This window comes from Aeromonas sp. 55A, assembly GCF_051919665.1.
In the GTDB taxonomy this organism is placed as follows: Bacteria; Pseudomonadota; Gammaproteobacteria; order Enterobacterales; family Aeromonadaceae; genus Aeromonas; species Aeromonas veronii.
The window spans coordinates 1,000,001-1,023,192 of sequence record NZ_JBQBEH010000008.1 but is presented as its reverse complement, the minus strand read 5'-3'; the positions used below and the strand labels follow the sequence as shown (position 1 = coordinate 1,023,192).

General features: G+C 57.2%; 22 protein-coding genes (1 of these 22 cut by a window edge). 14 read left to right on the top strand and 8 right to left on the bottom strand.

Translation table 11 applies throughout. The features are described from left to right. Positions 1-12: 12 nt before the first annotated feature. The gene (locus ACTG2G_RS08715; RefSeq protein ID WP_439985368.1) at positions 13-915 is read right to left on the bottom strand and encodes a cation diffusion facilitator family transporter; all 903 of its coding nucleotides are present in this window, start codon (positions 913-915) and stop codon (positions 13-15) included. A 461-nt stretch (positions 916-1,376) separates the two neighbouring features. Between ACTG2G_RS08715 and ACTG2G_RS08710 the strand changes: the two genes are divergently transcribed. Then, positions 1,377-1,502, top strand: a complete 126-nt coding sequence (locus tag ACTG2G_RS08710) for a hypothetical protein (RefSeq protein ID WP_019445191.1) — start codon at positions 1,377-1,379, stop codon at positions 1,500-1,502. A gap of 72 nt (positions 1,503-1,574) precedes the next feature. Here the strand turns inward: ACTG2G_RS08710 and ACTG2G_RS08705 are convergent, their stop codons facing one another. Beyond that, the gene (locus ACTG2G_RS08705; RefSeq protein WP_421388041.1) at positions 1,575-2,318 is read right to left on the bottom strand and encodes a substrate-binding periplasmic protein; all 744 of its coding nucleotides are present in this window, start codon (positions 2,316-2,318) and stop codon (positions 1,575-1,577) included. Between the two features lie 148 nt (positions 2,319-2,466). Next, the gene (locus ACTG2G_RS08700) at positions 2,467-3,054 is read right to left on the bottom strand and encodes a single-stranded DNA-binding protein (protein WP_421388036.1); all 588 of its coding nucleotides are present in this window, start codon (positions 3,052-3,054) and stop codon (positions 2,467-2,469) included. Between the two features lie 426 nt (positions 3,055-3,480). Between ACTG2G_RS08700 and ACTG2G_RS08695 the strand changes: the two genes are divergently transcribed. Genes ACTG2G_RS08695 through ACTG2G_RS08680 form a run of 4 tightly spaced genes read left to right on the top strand, consistent with a single transcriptional unit; the run spans position 3,481 to position 5,831 of the window. Beyond that, complete coding sequence (locus tag ACTG2G_RS08695) at positions 3,481-4,128, top strand: LuxR C-terminal-related transcriptional regulator (RefSeq protein ID WP_042080923.1); 648 nt, start codon at positions 3,481-3,483, stop codon at positions 4,126-4,128. After that, positions 4,128-4,571, top strand: a complete 444-nt coding sequence (locus ACTG2G_RS08690; protein WP_100652617.1) for a curli production assembly/transport protein CsgE — start codon at positions 4,128-4,130, stop codon at positions 4,569-4,571. The genes ACTG2G_RS08695 and ACTG2G_RS08690 overlap by 1 nt, the downstream gene beginning before the upstream one ends. A gap of 11 nt (positions 4,572-4,582) precedes the next feature. Beyond that, the gene (locus tag ACTG2G_RS08685; protein ID WP_019445195.1) at positions 4,583-4,984 is read left to right on the top strand and encodes a curli assembly protein CsgF; all 402 of its coding nucleotides are present in this window, start codon (positions 4,583-4,585) and stop codon (positions 4,982-4,984) included. Between the two features lie 7 nt (positions 4,985-4,991). Continuing rightward, positions 4,992-5,831 (top strand): CsgG/HfaB family protein, encoded by an 840-nt coding sequence (locus tag ACTG2G_RS08680; protein WP_005355003.1) that lies wholly within the window; start codon positions 4,992-4,994, stop codon positions 5,829-5,831. Between the two features lie 48 nt (positions 5,832-5,879). Here the strand turns inward: ACTG2G_RS08680 and ACTG2G_RS08675 are convergent, their stop codons facing one another. Then, positions 5,880-6,842: an IS1595 family transposase gene (locus tag ACTG2G_RS08675; RefSeq protein ID WP_439985367.1), complete on the bottom strand. Its 963-nt coding sequence runs from the start codon at positions 6,840-6,842 to the stop codon at positions 5,880-5,882. Between the two features lie 216 nt (positions 6,843-7,058). Here ACTG2G_RS08675 and ACTG2G_RS08670 point away from each other — a divergent pair, with 216 nt between their 5' ends. From ACTG2G_RS08670 to ACTG2G_RS08650, 5 genes are all read left to right on the top strand, one after another. After that, positions 7,059-7,580 (top strand): curlin, encoded by a 522-nt coding sequence (locus ACTG2G_RS08670; RefSeq protein WP_335831848.1) that lies wholly within the window; start codon positions 7,059-7,061, stop codon positions 7,578-7,580. A gap of 34 nt (positions 7,581-7,614) precedes the next feature. Beyond that, positions 7,615-8,892 (top strand): curlin, encoded by a 1,278-nt coding sequence (locus ACTG2G_RS08665; protein ID WP_421388207.1) that lies wholly within the window; start codon positions 7,615-7,617, stop codon positions 8,890-8,892. A 98-nt stretch (positions 8,893-8,990) separates the two neighbouring features. Further along, positions 8,991-9,293: a curli-like amyloid fiber formation chaperone CsgH gene (gene csgH / locus ACTG2G_RS08660; protein WP_421388208.1), complete on the top strand. Its 303-nt coding sequence runs from the start codon at positions 8,991-8,993 to the stop codon at positions 9,291-9,293. 89 nt (positions 9,294-9,382) lie between these two features. Beyond that, positions 9,383-12,211 (top strand): excinuclease ABC subunit UvrA, encoded by a 2,829-nt coding sequence (uvrA, locus tag ACTG2G_RS08655; protein ID WP_421388210.1) that lies wholly within the window; start codon positions 9,383-9,385, stop codon positions 12,209-12,211. A 121-nt stretch (positions 12,212-12,332) separates the two neighbouring features. Continuing rightward, entirely contained in the window at positions 12,333-14,006 is a 1,674-nt protein-coding gene (locus ACTG2G_RS08650) for a diguanylate cyclase (RefSeq protein ID WP_421388211.1), read from the top strand. On the opposite strand, the gene ACTG2G_RS08645 is transcribed toward ACTG2G_RS08650, so the two are convergent. Next, a complete protein-coding gene (locus ACTG2G_RS08645; protein WP_019445201.1) occupies positions 14,003-14,134 on the bottom strand; it encodes a hypothetical protein in 132 nt (43 codons plus the stop codon). The genes ACTG2G_RS08650 and ACTG2G_RS08645 overlap by 4 nt on opposite strands. Positions 14,135-14,465: 331 nt before the next feature. Between ACTG2G_RS08645 and ACTG2G_RS08640 the strand changes: the two genes are divergently transcribed. From ACTG2G_RS08640 to ACTG2G_RS08630, 3 genes are all read left to right on the top strand, one after another. Then, positions 14,466-15,059, top strand: a complete 594-nt coding sequence (locus ACTG2G_RS08640; RefSeq protein WP_439985366.1) for an OmpW family outer membrane protein — start codon at positions 14,466-14,468, stop codon at positions 15,057-15,059. 223 nt (positions 15,060-15,282) lie between these two features. After that, entirely contained in the window at positions 15,283-17,262 is a 1,980-nt protein-coding gene (locus ACTG2G_RS08635) for a HAMP domain-containing methyl-accepting chemotaxis protein (protein WP_005341553.1), read from the top strand. 8 nt (positions 17,263-17,270) lie between these two features. Then, a complete protein-coding gene (locus ACTG2G_RS08630; protein WP_139732649.1) occupies positions 17,271-18,740 on the top strand; it encodes an ABC transporter substrate-binding protein in 1,470 nt (489 codons plus the stop codon). Between the two features lie 72 nt (positions 18,741-18,812). Here the strand turns inward: ACTG2G_RS08630 and ACTG2G_RS08625 are convergent, their stop codons facing one another. Continuing rightward, positions 18,813-19,613 (bottom strand): GNAT family N-acetyltransferase, encoded by an 801-nt coding sequence (locus ACTG2G_RS08625; RefSeq protein WP_421388215.1) that lies wholly within the window; start codon positions 19,611-19,613, stop codon positions 18,813-18,815. Between the two features lie 329 nt (positions 19,614-19,942). Here ACTG2G_RS08625 and metF point away from each other — a divergent pair, with 329 nt between their 5' ends. Beyond that, positions 19,943-20,833, top strand: a complete 891-nt coding sequence (metF, locus tag ACTG2G_RS08620) for a methylenetetrahydrofolate reductase (RefSeq protein WP_005340191.1) — start codon at positions 19,943-19,945, stop codon at positions 20,831-20,833. Between the two features lie 69 nt (positions 20,834-20,902). Here the strand turns inward: metF and ACTG2G_RS08615 are convergent, their stop codons facing one another. Together ACTG2G_RS08615 and ACTG2G_RS08610 are read right to left on the bottom strand one after the other, a co-directional pair. Continuing rightward, complete coding sequence (locus ACTG2G_RS08615) at positions 20,903-21,967, bottom strand: DUF3103 family protein (RefSeq protein ID WP_120416018.1); 1,065 nt, start codon at positions 21,965-21,967, stop codon at positions 20,903-20,905. Positions 21,968-22,089: 122 nt separating this feature from the next. Continuing rightward, on the bottom strand, positions 22,090-23,192 hold the 3' portion of the coding sequence (locus ACTG2G_RS08610; RefSeq protein ID WP_421388216.1) for a benzoate/H(+) symporter BenE family transporter. Its footprint extends 73 nt past the window's final position; 1,103 of the gene's 1,176 nt are visible here — the last part of the coding sequence; the start codon falls outside the window, past its right edge; the stop codon is at positions 22,090-22,092.

Sequence of the window (23,192 nt, the reverse complement as noted above, 5' to 3'; positions counted from 1 at the left end):
GTTTGCCACATTTCAATTTATGGCGAGCGGTGAGGGCAGATCTTGCTCCTCCGGCTCGACGTGGATCAGCACGATGGCGTGGGGCAACTGCGCCATGATGGCGTGTTCGATGCGATCACAGATATCGTGTGCTTCACCGATGCTCATCTCCGGGGGCAGTGTGAGATGGAAGTCAATATGGCGGCGACGACCGGCACGACGGCTGCGCAGATCGTGGAAACCGCTGGCGGCAGGACAGCATTCGGTGATGATGCGGCTGGTCATCGCCAGCTCTTCCGGGCTCATGCTCTGGTCGATCAGCGGCTGGAAGGCCTCGTTGAGCATGCTGATCGCCTCTCTGACAATAAAGATGGCGACCGCAATGGCGACCAGCGGGTCGAGGATGGCGAGTGAATGGTCGAACAGACCGGCCAGCCAGATCCCGCCAAGACCGACGGCGACACCGGCTGAAGTGAGCACATCCGCCTTGAGATGGAGCGCATCGGCCGCCAATGCAACTGACTCTTCTTCCCGGGCCACCTTGTAGAGGTAGGCCGAGACGCCGCTGTTGACCAGCGCCGAGATCACCATCACCAGCACGCCCCAGCCAATGCTTTCAATCGGGCTGGGGGTGATCAGCTTGTCGACGGCTTCGAAGATGATCCAGCCCGCGGCCAGCAAGATAAGCAGTGCTTCGATGACGCCGGAGACATTTTCAATCTTGTCGTGACCATAGGGGTGGCGTTCATCGGGCGGGAGATCGGACTTTTTCACCGCGAACAGGGCGATCAGGGCCGCCACCAGATCCATGGCGGAGTGGATCGCCTCCGAGATGATACTGACCGAGCCGCTGGCGAACCCGGCCACCATTTTCATGATGATCAGACTGATATTGGAGCAGACCGACACCATGGCGGCTCTGGTTTTTCTGTTCATGTCACAGCTTCCTGAATAAAAACGGATATTTCGGTGCGGCGCGCATTATATCCGGCTGACCGGAAATAACCTATTCGGTGTTGTAACCTGATGTTTTCGATGATATCGCGAAAGCTTATTAAAATGGTGACATCTTGCGCGGCAATAAATAATGAGAGGGATTTATATTTATCCGTGAAAATATCTAGGTAACGATGGCTTAATATAAGCGTGACAACATTTAATAATGCGAATTACTCTTTTTTGGTCTTTCCTGTCGAGGTCCTTTGGCCTCTGCGCTCAGGGGGCTGTGCGCGACATTTTTTGGACGAGAATGAGGCTGGATCCGGATGCCGCTGGAGGGTATGCTGGGTCTGGTGATGGTCTTGCACCATCCCACCAAGCGTACTGAAGTTGATGATTCGGATGACATGTTGGCTCCCATGAGGAACCAACTGTCTGGGTAACATTTTTGGAGTTTGATGATGAGTAACAAAGAACATCACAACGGCAAAGATGCCAAGAAAAAACCGCAGATGTCACTGAAAGAGAAACGCGAAGCCAAACGTCAGAAAGCAGAACTGAAAAACGGCAGCGCAATGAAGTAACGCTCCCCTACTGCTGTTCCTTCGGAGCCAGTACAAAGCCAGCCCTTACCGGCTGGCTTTTATGTTTGTGGCTCATGGCGTGGCGCCGTAAGCCGCGAAAATCTGGTGATAACGACCATCCTGACGCATCGCCTCAAGGCGTTTATCAAACAGATTGCGGGCATCGGCCGTTCGGAAGGCAAAGTGATAGACGGTGGGCGGGAAGAGGTCTGCTTGCCTGACCTGATTGCGCTCGTAGTGCTCGCCTGCCTGGGCGGTGGCAATCAGCTGGTCGAGGTAGTAGTAGAACACCCGCTCCTCCAGTACGACTGCATCGACCCGGCCGCGCATCAGCTGATGTACCTGCACCTGCTGCTTGGCTACCTCCTCATAGTAGGGATTCTGGTTGGCCATGGTGGCGAACGCGCCCCCCAGAATGATCCTTGCCCGTTGAAAGGCGGTGACCCGTTTTGAATGCAGGTCGTCCAGAGTACTGATGTGGGTGCTGCGCAGGGTGAAGATCCGGTTATGGAAGGTGATAACGGGCTGGGTCAGCACGTGAGGATCAACCATACCGGGTCTGACGTTGATGATGGCATCCAGCTTTCCTGACTCGAACAGGCGGAAGGTGCGCTCCAGTGGCAGAAATTCAAAGCTGGGCTCATAGCCGCTGCCAGCGAACGCCTCTTTCAACAGATCCAGCTCAATACCACGCTGATTACTTTCGATGACATAAGGGGGGATGGCAAAGCTGACCCCGACCTTGAGTGGCATTGCCTGCAATTGGCCGGACAGCATGCTGGTCAGCATTAGCAATAAAGGGGTGAGCAGTTTCATTGCACTTTTCACAAAGCGCTCCTGTGGAGGATATCTATCACTGTAGGGGAGGCAACCATAAAGCGTTATATCCCTTTCGGGCTGAGAGGTTCAGCCTGAGTGCATAAAAAAGACCCTGAGTTATCAGGGCCTTTTCAATATTCTGTTCTTAGAACGGGATATCGTCGTCGAAATCCATCGGCGGCTCGTTATATACCGGCGGCGCAGATTGCGGCTGCTGGGCAGGACGGCCATAACCGCCTTGCGGCTGCATATTCTGCTGCGGAGCCGGTGCCGGGCGCTGCTGATTCATCGGCTGCTGGGCAGTCATGCTCTGCTGTGGCTGACTCCAGTTACCCTGGGATTGGCCACCCATGTTCTGGCCCATACCCTGACCGCCTTGCGGACGGCCACCCAGCATCTGCATCACGCCAGTGAAGCTGTCGACCAGCACTTCAGTGGTGTAGCGCTCCTGGCCGCTCTGATCCTGCCATTTGCGGGTTTGCAGTTTGCCTTCCACATAGACCTGGGAGCCCTTCTTCAGGTACTCGCCAGCCACTTCGGCCAGCTTGCCCATGAAGACGACGCGGTGCCATTCGGTACGCTCTTTCTGCTCACCGGTCTGCTTGTCTCGCCAGGTTTCAGAGGTAGCCAGAGTAATGTTGGTCACAGCACCGCCACTCGGCATGTAGCGTACTTCCGGGTCTTGCCCGAGGTTACCGATCAGAATGACTTTATTGATGCCTCGACTGGCCATAATCTCTCTTCCACCTTATTTACCGGCCAGGTCGAAACCTGGTCCAACACGACTAGATACCTGATTAGTTGCTGTGTGCGGGGCGCAATGTCCCGCAGACGCATGTGACGGTCATAGTAACAGTTGCGAAGCGGATTGGCAGCATCCTTAACCGGCTTGATGTGCCAAAGGCAACTGTTGGCTCCTGCTGTAGTGATGGTCGGGTTGCAGCTGTTTTGGGCGCGTCCGGCATCACATTTCTGCCATATATTCCTGTTATGCTGGCCGATTGGCGAATTGGAATAGGTTTTTAAATCGACTAAAAACATATGGTTACGATATTTATGAGATCCATTCTCATACTTTTTTAATATTGTGCTCCCATACCTCCTTGGTAGACTCAGTCGGCCAGATTAGGTGGTTTACAGGTTCAAGGAAGAGCACACTATGAAAGCCGCATGCCCGATCGCACTGGTCACTGAAAATAATGTGCAGGCCAGCACATTTGCTGCATACCTCATCTCTCATTTGAGCCGCCCCGTCCAGCTAATCCACGAGATTAATCAGCTAGATAACCAGTGTGACGGCACGCTGTTTCTCATCGATCTCGACTATATCCGCTCTGGCCAGTCACTGGGCTGGAACCGGGCGATCTCCGAACGCTTTGGCATGGCGACCACTGTGCTGCTCAATGCTCCCACTGCGACGGATCGCGACCTGCTGCTGATGTGGCCGCAGATCTGCGGTCTGTTTTTCCGTCAGGATCCGCTCGACAGACTGGTTGCCGGGTTGCAGAAAATCCTGTTGGGCGAGTACTGGATGCCGCGTCACCTGCTGTGCGAGCTGGTCGAATACTATCGCCAGGGCAACAGTTATCTGCTGCGTAACGACACTCTGCTGACCGCCAGAGAGCAGGAGATCATCCGTTATCTGATGACGGGCGCCTCCAATGTCGAGATCGCCGACAGCCTGTTTGTCAGCGAGCACACCGTCAAATCCCACCTCTATAACGTCTTTAAAAAGCTGAATGTGAAGAACCGGATCCAGGCGGTGAGCTGGGCCAAAGAGTATCTCGATGCTCCGGACTCTCACTGATGAAAGCGCTCTCTGTGGCGTGTTGCCTTGCGCTGCTCTGGGGCTGCACGAGCGTTGTGGCGGGCGAGGCTGATGCACCGCTGGAGTCGGTACAGCCGGAGCAGGAGAGTGATCGGCTGGATGTGGATGGTCTGGTGCTGGACCGCACTTTTACCCGTTTCGGTCAGGGCTTTTATAACGAATTTACCCGGTTGCGCAGTGATGAAGACCCGGATGCCAGAGAGAATCTGACGATTCATGAGCGCCCGACAGCTCGCTGGGGCAGCCTGATCTGGATCACCCATAACCGGAAGGTGATTTTTAAAACCGCGCTCTCTCCCGGCCGCAATCAGCAGGAGCAGAGCGCCAAACTGGCTTGGTCACAGGTCAGGCAGACCCTCGAACAGCAGAAGATAGCGACCCTGTTCATGGATACCTTCGATTTGGAACATGATGAACTATAAGGATATTTCTCATGCGTGCCCGGTTATGGCTAGTTGCTGCACTGATAGCGCCAACGCTCCATGCGTCGGAGCTTGTCTATCGCCCCGTCAACCCCAGCTTTGGGGGTAACCCTCTCAACAGCAGTCATCTGCTTGGCACCGCCAATGCGCAGAATGATTACAAGGATCCCGCCAGTGGCAGCGGTAGCAGCGGCACCTCGGCGCTGGATCGCCTGACCTCCAACCTGCAATCCCGCTTGATCAGCCAGCTGTTGGCCGATATCGGCAAGGATGGCAGCCAGAGCGGCAGTCTGGTGACCGATGATTTTGCCATCAATGTGGTGGATGAAGATGGCACCCTGGTGGTTTCAATCACCGACCGGGTGACCAACCAGACCACCATGATCGAAGTGAATGGCCTGATTGCCGACTGAGGGCGCGATGAAACGACAACTGTTATTGATAGTGCCCCTGCTTGCGCTGGCTGGCTGTGCGACCCATATCGGCTCACCCGTTGCCGATGAGAAGGCAACCCTGATGCCGCGATCCGTCTCTTACAAGGAGCTGATCAGTCTGCCCAAGCCAAAAGGGAAAATTGTCGCGGCCGTCTACGATTTTCGCGATCAGACCGGTCAGTACCTGCCTGCACCGGCGTCCAACTTCTCCACGGCGGTCACCCAGGGTGGGGTGGCCATGCTGAGCACGGCCTTGTGGGACTCTCAATGGTTTGTGCCGCTGGAGCGGGAAGGGCTGCAGAACCTGCTGACTGAACGCAAGATTGTGCGGGCGGCCCAGAACAAGCCTAATGTTCCCGGCAACAATGCCAATCAATTGCCCTCGCTGGTCGCCGCCAACATCCTGATCGAGGGGGGGATCGTCGCCTATGACAGCAATGTGCGAACCGGCGGGGCGGGGGCCAAGTATTTTGGCATCGGTGCCAGCGGGGAGTACCGGGTCGATCAGGTGACGGTCAATCTGCGCGCCGTCGATATCCGTTCAGGCCGGATCCTGAACAGTGTCACCACCTCCAAGACCGTATTGTCGCAACAGGTGCAGGCCGGGGTATTCCGTTTCGTCGAGTACAAGCGCCTGCTGGAGGCCGAGGCCGGTTTCAGTACCAATGAACCGGTACAGATGTGTGTCATGTCGGCTATCGAGTCCGGGGTGATCCGGCTAATAGCCAATGGCGTGCGAGACAATCTGTGGCAACTGGCTGACCAGCGGGATATCGACAATCCGATCCTGCAGGAGTATCTGCAAGACAATGCCCCGCTGCTTTGAGTTTCCCCGCTCGCGCAATGCCCTTCCTGGTGGAGGGCATTTTTTTGGCTATGTCCCAATTAAGTGTTGCATGGGGCGCCCCAGCGCCTCATGCAAACATGCTTTGATATTTACGCCTTTTCCGTAACGCTCCAGCATCCTGCGCCAACCCAGGTAGTTCTTCAGGTAGTGCGTTGCCACGCCATGGAACCGCTCCATCCACTCTTTCAACCGATGGTGATACCCGTTTACGTGCTGGGTGTGATACGCACCGACCACCCGTTCGCCTTGACGATTGCGCACCACCTGATGGGTTACACCCTGTTCTTTGCTGAAACAGGCATACACACCCGCTCCATCGCTACACAGCACCGCATCCGGTGACACCAACGGCTTCAACACCGCGATGACCGTCTCGGCATCTATTTTCTCCAACTGGAAATCCGCATGGTGGCCTGCACGGTCTTGTACCACCATCACCGGGATGTAATCTGGCCCGGCTCCACGAGTTCGACCTTTACCACCGCGATGACGTGCCGGACGCGGCAGTCCCCGCTGCCCCTTGAACGATTCAAGGAAGAAGGTCTCATCAACCTCAACGATGTCCTCTTCCCGGGTGGCCTGATGGGTTGCCATCGCGCGCAAGAATCGGTGACGCCAGAGGAACGCGGTGTTTTTGCTGACCCCACAGCGCCGCGCGGCCTGGCGGACAGTCAGTCCTTCGATGAGAGCTTGCGCGTAGTCTTCCCAGCACTGTGCTTTACGCAATCTGGCCAAGGGCGTCTTGGTCAGAACGGTGCTGGTGCGCAGACACAGTTTGCAACGGTAGCGGCGCAGTCCCCGACTCCATCCCCAAGGCGCCAGCTGGGTAACATCGGCCTGACAATGGGGGCAGCCACTGCATGCCGGTAACTGAGTATTGAGCGAGGTAATGGTGTGGGGTGCAGTAAGCTCCTGCTGAGCAACACGGCGCTGGCGCAGGGTTAACTGGGGAAAAAGGGACAACAGGTGTTGAAAGGCTGGGGTATCCATGATGGTAGACCTCAAGGTGATGGCCTACTTCAAGATTATCCTTTCAACACGTAATTGGGACATAGCCATTTTTTTTGGCCTCCATCGAATACGAATTAAGACTTTCTGCTCAGCGACAGGGCGGCGCTTTTCATCCTCGAATCAGCGGAGTGCCTGATAGGCCGCCTCTGGTCTGACAGGGATACTGTGGGCGTTTTCCAACAAGGCGATGGCGCGATGAAACACCTGTTGAGTGCTCTTTTTTTTCTGCTGATATCGGGCGCCCCGCAACTCGCCGCAGAGCCTGCCGTCTTCGACGAGCTGGCGATGGCAAGCGAGCTGGATTCCGGTCTGCAGAACGATGGGAATCAGGCGCTGTTGTGGCAACTCGGTCGCGAGCAGCAACTGCACCTCACCCAGCAAGGGGAGCTGAATCAGGCGCGCCTGCTGCAACAGGGTTGGGCCAATGAGTTGGCGCTCTCCCAGGTGGGAGATGAGAACTGGGTCAATGGCGCGCAACTGGGCGAGGGCAATAGCGCCGAGCTCTATCAGGCGGGCATCAATAACCGGATTTGGCTGCTGCAACAAGGCAGCGGCAATGAAGCCTGGATCAGTCAGCAAGGGGCAGACAATCAGGCCCGGGCGATCCAGCTGGGTGATGGCAATCAGGCCAGCATCGAGCAAAACGGTAACGGATTGGCGGCAACCGTTATTCAGACGGGAGCCAATCAGCAAGTAAATGTCGTTCAAACCAACTGAGCCTAGGCTCAACCATTAGCACGAGAGGGAAATCATGTTTAAACGTACCATCATTGCCTCGGCAGTTCTTCTGGCGACCAGCACCGCTTGGGCGGCATCTACTGGCAACGACGCTTATGTCACGCAGTTCGGCGATACCAACAAGGCAACCGTTAACCAAGTGGTGTCTAGTGTGGATAACCGGGCGGATATCTATCAAGGCGGTGACAATAACTTTGCGTTGACCACCCAGGAAAACACCGGCAGCTCGAAAGCCAATACCAGCCAGGTTGGCAATAGCAACAGCGGCGAAGTGCTGCAATCGGGAAATACCAATCTCTCCACCGCTACCATTGACACCAACGGAAGCGGGAACAGTGCAAGTGTTTCCCAGCAGATCAACAATGGCAGCGCTATCGCCACAATTAACCAAGGGGCCGCTGGCAGCGATGCCAACGACAACATGGCAACCATCGACCAGAACAATGCCGATAAAGCCAGCTCGGTGATTAACCAGCTTTCAAATGATAACACGGCCACCATTGACAACTATTGGTCAGACTTTGCCGAGGCAACCGTCACCCAGCAGGGGGATGGTGGGCATATCGCCATAGTCAACCAAGACGCTTCGGATGGCGCCAATGCCGAGGTAACTCAGGAGGGCAGAAACCAAACAGCCACCGTTAATCAGAATACCGAAAATTATGGACTTGCCGCCGCCGAGGGTACCAGTGCCAGCTTACTGCAGCGCGGTGCCCGCAATACTGCTACCGTCGATCAGTTCGACCAAAATAACGTAGCGCAGGTCACGCAGGTGGGTGAGGACGGGCAGTACACCCTGACCCAGCAAGGTTCGGCCGATAATCAGGGTAACCAGGCTGTTGGTTATCAGGCAGGAACCAGGGAGACAGCCACGGTGAGCCAAACCGGTAACAGCAACTACGCATACACTTACCAAGTCGGGAGCGGCAACACCACCGATGTGACCCAGAACGGTGATGATAACGATGCCTATGCTGGTCAATATGGTAGCAACTCCTCGGTGACCCTGACCCTGGAGGGCGATGGCAACTATGCAGTTGGCATTACCTCTGGTGGAGATAATAACACCGCTACGGTCAGCCAGACCGGCGATGGCCACATTGCGTATGCGGACGCTTATGGTCAAGGTAACGAGGTGACCGTGACCCAGACCGGGCTCGACAATGAGGCGTGGGCACAGGGCTATGGCACCAATAACGCTGTCGAAGTGACCCAGAGCGACAGCGGTAACTACGCGTTTGCCTACTCGAACGGAACAGGTAACCAGATCCTGGTCACTCAGGGTCAGTAACCATGATGTTAAACAAGGGCCTGCGGGCCCTTTTTTCATTATTGTGGGTCGCTGGGCTGATGTGTGGAGCTTCAGATGCCGTTTGCGAGGATCATCAAATGGACATGGCACTTAACCTCAATGTGACTCAACACGCTCAGGGGTTCTCACTGGATCCGACGCTGCTTAGCGATCACGATGTGACGGTGAGCTTCAGTTTTCTGGTGCGCAGCGAAGGGGCGGCCGGGAGCACGACTCAGCGCCAGAGTCGCAATCTGTCGCTGCAGGCTGGAGTGGTCATGGCGGCTGGCAAAATTGGGCTGGGTTTGCGTTGCCCCTATCGGGTCGAGGTCACTGCCCGGATATGGCAAAACGAGCGGCTGCTGGTGGAGAAAAAAGAGCAGATGGCGTGCGCCGGATGATGCGCATTTCATCTCATGACTGTCTATTCATCCAGTAGTCTCTATGCCATACTGACTCGCTCAGGTTTCTGTATCGAGCGTGCAACAAGATGGAAAAGATCGTGGTCCGGGGTGCTCGCACCCACAACCTCAAGAACATCAATCTGACCCTGCCCCGCGACAAGCTGATCGTGGTCACCGGCCTCTCCGGTTCGGGCAAATCCTCTCTGGCGTTCGATACCCTCTATGCCGAGGGGCAGCGCCGCTATGTGGAGTCCCTCTCCGCCTATGCCCGCCAATTCCTCTCCTTGATGGAGAAGCCGGACGTCGACCATATCGAGGGGCTCTCGCCCGCCATCTCCATCGAGCAGAAATCCACTTCCCACAACCCGCGCTCGACCGTCGGTACCATCACCGAGATATACGACTACCTGCGTCTGCTGTTTGCCCGGGTCGGTGAGCCCCGCTGCCCGACCCACGCCATTCCGCTCGCCGCCCAGACCATCAGTCAGATGGTGGATCAGGTGCTGGCTCAACCGGAGGGGAGCAAGCTGATGCTGCTGGCCCCGGTGGTGCGGGATCGCAAGGGGGAGCACACCAAGCTGCTGGAGAATCTGGCGGCCCAGGGCTACATCCGTGCCCGTATCGACGGCGAGGTGTGCGATCTCTCCGATCCTCCTACGCTGGAGCTGCACAAGAAGCATACCATCGAGGTGGTGGTGGATCGCTTCAAGGTGCGCGAGGACCTTGCCTTGCGTTTGGCCGAGTCGTTCGAGACGGCGCTGACCCTCTCCGGCGGCATCGTACTGGTAGTGCCGATGGACGGGGAGGAGGGCGTCACCCCCATGACCTTCTCCGCCAACTTCGCCTGCCCGGAGTGCGGCTACTCCATGTCGGAGCTGGAGCCGCGCATCTTCTCTTTCAACAACCCGGCCGGAGCCTGCCCGACTTGTGACGGTCTCGGGGTGCAGCAATATTTCGATCCGGCCAAGGTGATCGGCGATCCGGCCATCAGCCTGGCCAACGGCGCCATCCGTGGCTGGGACAAGCGCAGCTTCTACTACTTCCAGATGCTCAAATCCCTCTCCGAGAACTACAAGTTCGATCTGGAGACGCCGTGGGAGGATCTGCCAGTCAAGACCCAGGAGGTGATCCTGCGCGGCTCGGGTCGTACCGAGATCGAGTTCCGTTACATGAACGATCGCGGCGATGTGGTGGTGCGCAAGCACCCGTTCGAGGGGATCCTGCACAACATGGAGCGGCGCTACCGCGAAACCGAGTCCAACTCGGTGCGTGAAGAGCTCTCCAAATACATCGCCAACAAATCCTGTACCAGCTGCGGTGGCAGCCGACTGCGGGAAGAGGCGCGTCACGTCTTCGTCGACAACCGCAACCTGCCGGCCATCGCCGAGCAGTCCATCGGTGATGCGCTCGCCTTCTTCGAAGGGTTGAACCTGACCGGCCAGCGCGCCCAGATTGCTGAGAAGATCTTGAAAGAGATCGTCGAGCGGCTTGGCTTCCTGGTGAATGTGGGTCTCAACTATCTGAGCCTGTCCCGCAGTGCCGAGACCCTCTCCGGTGGTGAAGCGCAGCGGATCCGGCTGGCCAGCCAGATTGGTGCCGGGCTGGTGGGGGTGATGTACGTACTGGACGAGCCTTCCATCGGTCTGCATCAGCGCGACAACGAGCGGTTGCTCAAGACCCTCACCCATCTGCGCGATCTCGGCAACACGGTGATCGTGGTGGAGCACGACGAGGATGCCATTCGACTCGCCGACCACGTGCTCGATATCGGCCCGGGAGCTGGCGTGCACGGTGGCGAAATTGTTGCGCAGGGCACCCCCCAGCAGATCATCGATAATCCGGAGTCGCTGACCGGTGACTACCTCTCCGGCCGCAAGCAGATCGCCATTCCGGCCGAGCGCACCCCGCTTACCGGCAAGTGGCTGAAACTCAAGGGGGCGAGCGGTAACAACCTGCGCAACGTCAACCTGGATCTGCCCATCGGAGTGATGACCTGCGTTACAGGTGTTTCCGGCTCCGGCAAGTCGACCCTGATCAACGACACCCTGTTCCGCATCGCTCATCGCGAGCTCAACAAGGCCACCGAGTCCACCCCGGCCCCCTATCGCAGCGTCGAGGGGCTGGAGCATCTGGACAAGGTGGTGGATATCGACCAGAGCCCCATCGGCCGTACCCCACGCTCCAACCCGGCCACCTACACCGGCCTGTTTACCCCGATCCGCGAGCTGCTCTCCGGCACCCAGGAGGCGCGTTCGCGCGGCTACCAGCCGGGCCGCTTCTCCTTCAACGTTAAAGGGGGCCGTTGCGAGGCCTGTCAGGGGGATGGCGTCATCAAGGTGGAGATGCACTTCCTGCCGGATGTCTATGTGCCGTGCGATGTCTGCAAGGGCAAGCGCTATAACCGCGAGACCCTGGAGGTGAAGTACAAGGGCAAGAACATCCACGAAATCCTCGAGATGACGGTGGAAGATGCCCGCGAGTTCTTCGATCCGGTGCCGGCGGTGGCGCGCAAGCTGCAGACCCTGATGGATGTGGGCCTCTCCTATATCCGTCTCGGCCAGTCGGCCACCACGCTGTCGGGCGGCGAGGCGCAGCGGGTCAAGCTGGCGCGGGAGCTCTCCAAGCGGGATACCGGCCAGACCCTCTACATTCTGGACGAGCCGACCACCGGCCTGCACTTCCACGATATCCAGCAGCTACTCAAGGTGTTGCACCAGTTGCGGGATCGCGGCAATACCATCGTCATCATCGAGCACAACCTGGACGTCATCAAAACCGCTGACTGGATCGTCGATTTGGGACCGGAGGGAGGTGCCGGTGGGGGCCGCATTCTGGTGACGGGGACGCCGGAAGAGATTTGCACCAATAAAGAGTCTCATACAGCTCGTTTTTTGCGGCCACTATTGGCGCGATAAGCCGTTATAATCGAGGGGCCTTTGGCCCCTTTTTGTTATAAAAATCGGGAGCATAGGGGGAAGCTCGTCAAGTGTGGGCAGGCTTGGCATCTCAGCATCATGGTAATGGATATATCGGGTTATGGCTCAGGCTCCGCGCACGATTGATCATCAGTTGGCTTACTCCATGTTCCCCATCTGGCTGGGGGCGATCTTGCTATTGCTGGTCCTGCTGGCGTGGGCCCAGATCCCGGCTGCCAGCCGGATTGAAGAGCAGCGAATGAAGGAGCATCTGCTGCGCGTGACCAAGGCGGTGCAGGCGGATGTGGCAGCTCTGGATGCATTCAGTCGGGATTGGGGCATCTGGGATGACAGTCACCGTTTTATGGACAACAAAAGCAGGGGGTACATCGAATCCAACCTGTTCAGTGATATGCCGATGCGGGATTTTAGTCTCAACCTGATGAGCTTCATGGATCTCACCGGCTACGAAATCTGGACGCGCACTCTGCTACCCGATGCGCCGGGGATCAATCCGGACCAGTTTCCCTACTTCCTTGATGAACTGAAAAAGCAGTTGAGAGAACGCTCGGTGGCACAAGGGGGCATCAATCTGCACGGGATCCGCGCTTCCCAGTGGGGGCCGCTAATGTACTCGTGGCAGCCGATCAGAAACAGTGACGAGTCGGCACCGTTCAACGGTTTCTTGCTGGTTGTTCGTTGGCTCGACAAGGCCTACCTCGAGCAAGTATCGGAGCGTACCGCGCTGCCACTGGCGATCTCCCACGCCAATCTGGATGTCACCGCTACCTTCAAACCACTGAAACCGCAAATAACGTATCGCCTGATCGACCTTGGGCTGACCCGGCTCAGGGGAGAGGTGCGACTGCTCAACAGCGATAACCAGCCGGTACTGACCCTGGTGATTGAGGAGGAGAGAAAGATCTTGAGTGGCGTCATGGAGGGGGCGCTCTGGACCTTTATTGGCATGCTGTTTATCAGTTTTATCTGCGTCATGATCGCCATGTACCGGCTCAACAGCATTGTGCTCACCCCGTTGCAGCAGCTGGTGTCGGCGCTGCAACGCTTTGGCGATCGGCCAGATGCCACCTTGATCCCCTATATCGACAGCAGCGCCGAGATGGCGACCCTGAGCGGCAAGTTCAAGGAGATGGCCAGCAAGGTCAGTCAGCAACACGATGATTTGTTGGAAAAATCCAGCCAGATGGAGATGGCGGCATTCACCGACCCCTTGACCCGTTGTTTCAATCGTCGCTATCTCGATGGCTGGTTGCAGGCCAACCGGGCCAAACCTTGTCTGTTATTGCTGCTGGATCTGGATCATTTCAAGCGGATCAATGACCGCCTTGGCCATGACATCGGGGATCTGGTGCTGAAACAGTTGGCGGATCTGCTGCGCAAGGTGGTGACAGGAGAGCGCGAGCCTATCATCCGGCTGGGCGGGGAGGAGTTCTTGTTGCTGTTGCAGGTGGATGACGAGCAAGAGTTGGCGCTGCGGGTCGAATATCTGCGCCAGCGTGTCGCTCGGCACCGCTTTGGCAGAGAGGATGCGCCACTCTGGTTGACGGTGTCGCTGGGGTTCTGCCGCTATCCGTTGCACCCGGAGTACCCGGATTCATTCTGGAGTCATAGCTTCAAACTGGCGGACATGGCGCTGTATCAGGCCAAAGTCGGTGGGCGAAATCGGTGGTGTGGCTACGCTGGTAGCCTCTCTGCGGAGGGAATGGGCAAGACTCCGGAACAGCTTGCCGAAGGGGGGCATATCACCCTGCTGCACTCTGTCAATCCGGATTAACCCTGCCGTACCAATACCAGATAGGCCAGGGCGACAATAAAACCGAGCAGGATAAAGAGAAAGGATCCGATTCCCCACACGGCCGCGAGAAAGGCCCCCACCTTTTGCCATTTCGACTCATTTTTCATAAATAAACCATTACTTCCCAGTAACTTGCATGGCGCAAAAAATACGCTGATTTACCCATATAAACAACAATTAATCGCCGCACTGCCGTGCAATAAGATGTGGTTTGTTTGCTCCTTTTGGCGCTGAATGCGGGTAGTTACAACCTGTCGAAACAGGTATTTCGGCTTGTTGTCTGGGGGATCAACGAGATTGGGATGGCGCGCAAAGATGTCACACCAATCGATTTATTTCTGTGCAACCTTTGCTCCAAGTCAATAACTTTGCATTTACAAGGGCATATAGTCAGCGGGCTTACAGCATCAAATGAAAACAAAAAAAAGGGATTACGTGATGAAAAAATTACTTCCTCTGATGATTGCCGCTGCAGTGACCTCTCCTTTCGCCATGGCCCATCAGGCTGGTGATATTCTGGTTCGTGGTGGTTTGGCTGTAGTGTCTCCACAAGACAGTGGTAACAGCTTTGAAATCAATGACAATGCCCAGCTGGGTTTGACTTTGACCTATGTGGCTACAGATAACTTCGGTGTTGAGCTGCTGGCTGCTACCCCATTCTCCCATTCAGTGAAGATTGGCGATACCGAAGTAGCCAAGGTCAAGCATCTGCCGCCAACCCTGATGGCTCAGTACTATTTTGGCGATGCCCAGAGCAAGGTTCGTCCGTACGTCGGTATTGGTGTGAACTACACCAATTTCTTTGACGAGAAAGGTCGTGGTTCTCTGACCAACAGCGATGTGAGCCTGGATGATTCTTGGGGTGTTGCTGGTCAGGTGGGTATCGATATGGCGATCACTGACCGCTGGTTTGTCAACGGCTCAGCCTGGATCATGGATATCGACACTGATGTACATGTAAACGGTGGAGATGGAATCAAAACCAAGATTGACCCAATGGTCTTCATGGTTGGTGCGGGCTACCGCTTCTAATGATTCTGACTGCGGTTCTGAACGGACCGCGGAAGATAGCAAAGTACGTCTCTTTCAGCCCGGCTTGTGCCGGGCTTTTTTTGGTTGGCTGATTTTGTCTGGACTGTGATCCAACCCGATACAAATCAATTAAATACCTGCCGCTATATTTCAGTTATTCGCCACCCCTGCCGATAGTGACTATGTTCACTTTACCTTCCCCCCAATGAGTGAGGATGTCTCCATGGGTTTATCTATCGTGCAGCGGATCATCGCCGGATTCGTGTTGATGCTGCTGTTGCTGATCCTGCTTGGTGTGATCAGTACCTTTAAAATCAAGGGTATAAATGACGGCCTCTCTGCCGTATCTGACCGGGCAACCCCGCTGGTCGTGGCTGTCGCAGGCCTCAAGGGGGCACTGCAGGATAGCAACCGCTGGGTGCTGGTCTACCGCACCAGTGAAGATGCCGCCCAGTTGCCGCAGCTGGCCAATCAGTTCAAGGAGCAGCAGAACCGCTTCGCCCAGCTGAGTCAGGAGATGGGTAAATTTACCGATGTAGCGGATGCTCGTGCCCGCTTCCAGCAGGTCGAGAGTGCTACCACCCAATTTTATGGCTTGGCGGATCAGGTGTTGGCCCAGCATCGGCAGTGGGTCAGTGCACTGGAGCAGCGCCACAAGCTGGAGATGGAATTTATCCGCCTTGAGGATACCTACCAGTGGGCGGCGGATTTGCTGCTGCAACAGACCGCCAGCAAGCGCTCCATGCGCAACAAGGCGGAGCTTATTACCTCGGGTATCGCCCGCGACCTGAAGAATATCCGCCGTGCCGATGCCAAAACCGACCTGAACGAGCTGGAAAAGGTGTTGAGCAAGGACATCGAGATGGCCCGCAAGCGGTTGGAGCGGGTGCTGGTGCCCGATGATGTGAAAGCGCGCTTTGTCTCCAATCTGGATCGGATGCAGGAGCTGGCACTTGGCGCTCAGGGCTTGCTGGCAACCATGCGTCAGGCTCAGCAACTGGCGCTGTCGCTGGCCACGCAAAATCAGCAGCTGGATGCCAGTCTGGTCAACAGCCTCAATTTGCTCGATGAGATGGGCAAGTCTGCCGGAGCCATCGCCAGCGATAGCCGGATCAATGCCGATGCAGCGGTCAGTAGCGCCAGCTTCTGGATCCTGGTGGTTGCCGCGATGTCGGCCGCTGCCGCACTGGTGATCGGCTATACCACGGCGCGCAGCATTCAGCGCCCGTTGCAGATGATCAACAAGGAGCTCGATTACATGGCGGCCGGTGACATGACCCGCCGCATCAACTACCGCAGCAGTTGCGAATTTGGCAGCCTCTCTCGCTCCATCGATACGCTGGCGGGCAAGACCGGCGAGCTGCTCTCTCAAATCAATGCAGGCTCCCGCCATCTGGTGGATGAAGCGAGCCGCGCCGCCGAGATCAGCGAACGGGCCATGTCCCGGGTGCAGGAGCAGAAGAGCCAGACCGATCAGGTGGCCGCCGCCATTACCGAGCTGGAAGTGAGCGCCACCGAGGTGGCCCGCTCTACCGATGGTACCAAGCGGGAAGTGGATCTGGCCGATGAAGAGGCGCGCAATGGGCGCCAGAAAGTGGCCACCACTCGCCGGATCACCGAGCAGTTGGCTGGTGCCATGGAAGAGGCGGTCGGGATCACCTACAAGCTTGGGGAATTCAGCAACAACATCGGCAGCATTCTCGATGTGATCCGCAGCATCGCCGAGCAGACCAACCTGCTGGCGTTGAACGCCGCCATTGAAGCGGCCCGTGCCGGCGATGCCGGTCGCGGTTTTGCGGTGGTGGCCGATGAGGTACGGGCGCTAGCAAATCGCACCCAGACTTCGACCGAAGAGATCCAGGGGATGATTGAGAACCTGCAAAGCTCCAGCAAGCATGTGGTTGAAGTGATGGGGCGTAGCCAGGAGCAGACCCAGAGCTGTGTCGAGCAGACCCGCGAGATGGATGTGGCGCTGCAATCCATTGCCGATCGGATGGGGGCCATCAAGTCGATGGCGGATCAGGTGGCCCATGCTGCTCAGGAGCAGATCTCCGTCAGTCAGGGGGTTGCTCGTCATATCGCCGGTATTGCCGATGTGGCATACGAGACCGAGCGGGAGGCGCGCGAATCCGCCAGCAGCAGCGAAGTGCTGGCCGACCTGGTCGCCAAACAGCAGCAATTGATCGCACATTTCAAGGTCTAGGAGGGCTTATGTCTAAAAAGTGGATTGGAGCCCTGAGTCTCCTGTTGTGTGGCCAGCTGATGGCCAGCGAGCTGGTGATTGAAAGCTGGCGAACCGATGACAAGGCGTTGTGGGAGCAGAAGATTATCCCGGCGTTTGAAGCGGCTCATCCCGGCATCAAGGTGAGTTTTCATCCAGTGCAAAACGTCAACTACATGCCCACTCTGTGGGAGAGCCTGAAAGGCGGTAAGGCGGGGGATCTTATTACCTGTCGTCCGTTTGATGACTCGCTCGCCCTGTTCAAGGCGGGCCATCTGGCCGAGCTGACCGAAATGGCAGGGATGGAGAACTTCCCGAGTTTTGCCCAGTCACCGTGGCAGACTGACTCCGGAGCCCAGACCTTCTGCGTCCCCATGGCCTCGGTGATCCATGGCTTCTTCTATAACAAGAAGATCTTCAGTGAGTTGGGACTCACCTTGCCGCAAACCCGCGATCAGTTCTTCGCCGTGCTGGACAAGATCAAGGCCGACGGTCGCTATGTGCCGCTGGCCATGAGTGGTTCCGAGAGCTGGGTTGCCTCCGAACTGGGGTTCCAGAACATTGGCCCCAACTACTGGAAGGGGGAGGACGGCCGTCTGGCACTGATCGGCGGGCAGGAGCGGCTGGACAACCCGCAATATGTGAAGGTGTTCGACGAGCTGGCCCGCTGGCGTTCCTACCTCGGTGAAGGTGGCGAGAGCCGCGATTATGCGACCAGTAACGAGCTGTTCACTTCGGGCAAGGCCGCCTTCTACGTGGCGGGCTCCTGGGAGATTGCCCCCTTCACCGGCAAGGTCGATTTTGGCGTCATGCGTCCGCCGGTGGCCAAACAGGGTGATGGCTGTTTCTTTACCGACCACACTGATATCGGTATGGGGATGAATCCGGCCAGCAAGAACAAAGAGGGTGCAATGGCCTTCCTGCAATGGCTGACGACGCCGCAATTTGCCGAGCTCTATACCAACTCGCTGCCGGGATTCTTCTCCCTCTCCAACCACTTTTTCGATGTCACCAATCCGGCGGCCAAAGAGATGATGGAGTGGCGCGATCAGTGTGACTCGACCATTCGGGTGGCGACCCAGATCCTCTCCCGTGGTACGCCCAAGTTGGGGGATGAACTGGCCGAGGTGAGTCAGGCTGTGCTGCTTGGCAAGATGGAGCCCAAGGCTGCCGCGGATCGACTGGAAAGTGGCTTGAAGGGCTGGTATGCCCCTCATCAGGGCAACAAGGCCAAGAGCGCGGATTGTCAGTGTGATGCGGTTGCCCCTGCTCCTGTTTCAGCGCCGACGACTGAGGTGTCCGCAGCTCCCGCGACCAGTGAAACATCGGCCGTGGTGTCACCTGCTGTGACTCCCGCAGAACCCGCATCAGCGGCCGCTGCCCCATTACCGGCGCCGTCGGATGAGGTGGAGCAGGCGCTCTCCAACGAGCTGGAGGCGCCACAGCAGCCACAGCAATAGGTCATCTGCATCAATAAGAGCGGGAGGCATCAGCCTCCCGTTTTTTATGGCTCGCGGCCAGCAGGTATCGCTTTATTGTGCTTCGTGGGGCCAGCGGCAGAGGCTGCCGATGCGGGCAACCGGGGCAAACCCCAGAGAGCGGTAAATGCGCTGGGCATGGTAATGCTCGTCGGCCACTATGATGAGCTGTTTGGCGCGGGACAATCCTGCGCGAGCCACTTGACTCAGCAACTGGCGGCATAACCCCTGGTTGCGCCACGCATGGTGCGTGCGTACCAACTGGAAGCGTCCAAGTGTGCCGCAGAAGAAGAGGCCACAGCTGGCGACCAATTGCCCCTCTTGCCAGATCCCCCACCAGTCCCCGAGACCATCGGCAATCATGGCCTGATAGAGCGCCTGGCGGGATCGCAGATAGGGAAGATAGCTCTGTTCCGAGTGTCCCTCATCCCGTTCATGGAGTTCGAAGTCGAGCCACTCAGGCCAATCAGCAGTGCTGAAGGTACGTGCCTCAACCTTGTTCATGTCATCGTGCGGGGGTGGGCAGCTCTGCTCATCCAGCGCCAGCACCACGCACTCCATATATTGGTATCCCGTTGCGACAAAACCGGCGATCCGGCTGTTTTGTCCGGCCGCCAGTGGCCATTGGAAGGTGCGGTGGCGCACTCGAGGATCCTGGCCGATCAGCTGATCAAATGTGGCTTCCAGCCAGCCTTTGTCACGGTCGCTGGGCGGGGTGGGGAGCAGCAGGTAGTTGCCGAAGTAGTAATCGGGAGCATCCGGCGTGCGAACCGCCCAGAACTGATCGTGCTGAACAACCTCGCCCTGATAGCGATCGAACAGCAAGTCGGTGGCAAAGCCGGGGTGGGTATCCATGATGGTGCTCCTGCAAAGACTCATTCTATTATCGGCAGGAGTGGGAAATAGATGAAAAGGGGCCGGAGAAACCTCCGGCCAAACAATCACACGCAGATTCAGAACGTCCAGGACGATCTGCCCCCATCATAACTCGACTGGGGCAATTTTGGGATGGGCACTTTTCGGTTACGTACCGTTAATTTTGTAAATATGAAGTTCGTCAGATCGGATGTGAGGTAAATCCCTGTTGACTTTGTGTCGTTTTGCTCATAAATATAAAGACGTTTAGACGTCCAAACATCCGTTTTGACGTAGGCAGATGGATTGCAGGACAGGGAGAAGAGCATATGGGATTTCACAGTGCACGTCAGGTTGAGGCGCTCAACCAGAGCTTGGCAGATTTGAATGGCGATATATCGGTCAGTTTCGAGTTTTTTCCGCCCAACAGTGAAGGGATGGAGAATACCCTCTGGCAGTCCATCGAACGGCTGAAAGTGCTGGAACCCAAGTTCGTCTCCGTCACCTATGGCGCCAACTCCGGCACCCGTGATCGCACCCACAAGGTGATCAAGGACATCAAGGAACGGACAGGCCTAATTGCGGCGCCTCACCTGACCTGTATCGATGCCAGCCGCGACGAATTACGCACCATCGCCCGCGATTACTGGAACAGCGGCATTCGCCATATTGTGGCTCTGCGCGGTGACTTGCCGCAGGGGTTGGAGAAGCCGGATATGTATGCCACCGACCTGGTTGCCCTGCTCAAGTCAGAGGCGGACTTCGATATCTCGGTTGCTGCCTATCCGGAAGGGCACCCGGAGGCCAAGAGTGCGCAATCCGACCTGCTCAACCTCAAGCGCAAGATTGATGCCGGTGCCAACCGAGCCATCACCCAGTTCTTCTTCGATGTGGAGACCTATCTGCGATTTCGGGATCGCTGCGCTGCCATCGGTATCGATGCCGAAATCGTGCCGGGGATCCTGCCGGTCTCCAACTATCAGACCCTGGCCAAGTTTGCCGGTTTTACCAACGTGAAGATCCCGCGCTGGATGCATCAGCGTTTCGAGGGGCTGGATAACGATCAGATGACCCGCAATCTGGTGGGGGCGAGCATCGCCATCGATCAGGTGCGCGTGCTGAGTCAGGAAGGGGTGAAGGATTTCCACTTCTATACCCTGAACCGCTCCGAGCTGACCTATGCCATCTGCCATACTCTGGGGGTTCGTCCCAAGGGTTGACCGGTAGCCACCGCGATAAAAGCAAAAAGCCAATGAGTTGCTCATTGGCTTTTTCGTTATGGCCGATTATCAAGGTCTGGTCGGGGCGATCTCTTTTGGCTCAAGATCGATAACCGCATTACCGGCAGCCCCCGGATACTGGCGATAGACCTGATCCTGCTCCAGTGTGTAGAAGGTATCCAGATAGTCGTCGTTGTTGGTCATCCAGGAGTCGGGCAGTGCCTTGACGATGCGACCGCCGAGATCGAGGAAGGGTAGGGCTTCCGGCACGCCACCCGCAGTAAAGCCGAGTTTGAGAGCTTCAATCAGCAGGGCGCTCAGCTCCTTGTAGTTGACGTTGTCATCCTGCTCCATCATCACCACATCGACGGCACCCCAGCGATAGCGATCCCAGTAAACCAGGATCTGGTTGGGGGTGTAGTCTGTGTTGTCATAGTCGAGGTAGGGCATGTCGACAATATCGACTACTGGCTCATCCCGACTGGGATTGACCCCTGCGACCACCGCATACACTTCGGCCGCGCCGAGCAGCCAGGGCTCCTGATCATCCTTCAGTCTGATCTTTTTCAGGATACTGGTCTTGAGTGGCGCCGTGCTGGCCGCCACTCGCGGAGCGCTTTGCAGATCCGCATCGGCCAGCGCCTTGCGCATCACCTTCAAGCCTGCGTTCTTGGCTTTGACGGGATCGGCTTCGACTACCAGAACCGGCCGGGCCGGTGCCTTGTCCACATCCAGATAGACGGGATTGCCAGTGCTGTCGAACGCTTCAATGGCGCTCCAGCTCTTCTCATCCCCACTAGGAACATAGGCGACCAGCGGTTCGATGCCCTGTTGCAGTGCGGCGGCCTGATCGGTGTTGGCCAGTCGCAACTGCATCAGTTGCTTGACCTCGCCATCCAGTCCTTGCCGGCTGATGGCCGCCTGGTTGGCATCGCTCGCCTGCCGTTTAAGCCGTGGGCTGGCCTTCTGCAGCAGGTTGGGAAGCGGGCTCTGGTATTGCTGATTGCTCAGCAGGGGCAGCAGGTTTTTCTGCTGAAGTGCGAGCTGGCGAGCCAGCTCTCGATCCGTATCGGCAGCCTGGACGCTCGTAGCACCCAGTATGGCCAGTAGTAACAAGACAGCCTGATTTTTCATTTTTATACTCCGTTGCATGGAACCTGACAGGGCACCATGTCCGGGAAGATTGGCGCCCTGGCACCACTAGAGGGAAATTAGTTTCACTTGTGAATCATTTTATCTGGATAGTGTGCAGAGGTTCACGGTTTGAGGTTCAATTGATTCCTTTGTCGATATGATTGGAACTGATAGATAGCCAGACCAATCAGCAGACCCCAGCAGGCTGCCGCGATGCCGAGCAGGCTGATCCCGGACGCGGTAATGATAAAGGTGAGCAGCGCAGCTTCTCGTGCTTCATCCTCTTGCAAGGCAGAGTGCAGGCTGCTGCCGATGGTGGCTAACAGGGCCAAACCAGCGACGCAGGTGACAAGGGCTGCCGGAAAGGCGCTAAACAGGGCCGCGACGGTTGCACCGAAGCAGCCGGTCAGGAGATAAAAGCAACCCGCCCATACCGCAGCTGGCCAGCGGCGCTTGGTATCCGAGTCGACCTCTTTGCCCATGCAGATGGCGGCAGTGATGGCGGCCAGATTGAAGGCATAGCCGCCAAAAGGGGCGAGCAGCAGGCCAGTCAGGCCAGTCCAGCTGATCAGCGAGGAGGTGGAAGGCTGATAGCCATGGGCCCGCAAGATGGCAATTCCCGGCATGTTTTGCGATGTCATGGTGACAATGAACAGCGGCAGCGCGATACCAAACAGAGCATCAAGGGAGAAGGCTGGCCATGTCCAGAGCGGGCTGGCGAGTTGCCAGTGAAGGGTGCCCATTTGCAAATCCCCCCGCACGCTGCAGATCAGCATCCCCACTCCCAGTACCAGCACCATGGTATAGCGGGGCCAGAGATGACGACCCAGCAGGAAGGCCAGCAGTAGGGTGCCAAGCAACAAGGGGTCTTGCGGGGCGACCTTGAACAGATCCAACCCGAATTTGAGCAGCACGCCAGCCAGCATGGCGGCGGCCAGTGGAGCCGGGATATGTTTCATCAAACGGTCGAACCAGCCGCTGATGCCACACAGAGTGATCAGCAGGGACGAGATCACAAAGGCGCCGATGGCTTCCGCCAGAGTGAAGTTGCCCAGCGTGGTGATCAGCAGTGCCGCGCCCGGTGTGGACCAGGCGGTTAGTATGGGTATGCGGTAATAGAGAGAGAGGCCGATGCAGCTCACCCCCATGCCGATCCCTAGCGTCCAGAGCCAAGAGGCGACTTGAGCTGTATCTGCTCCCGCCGCTGTGGCGGCCTGGATGATCA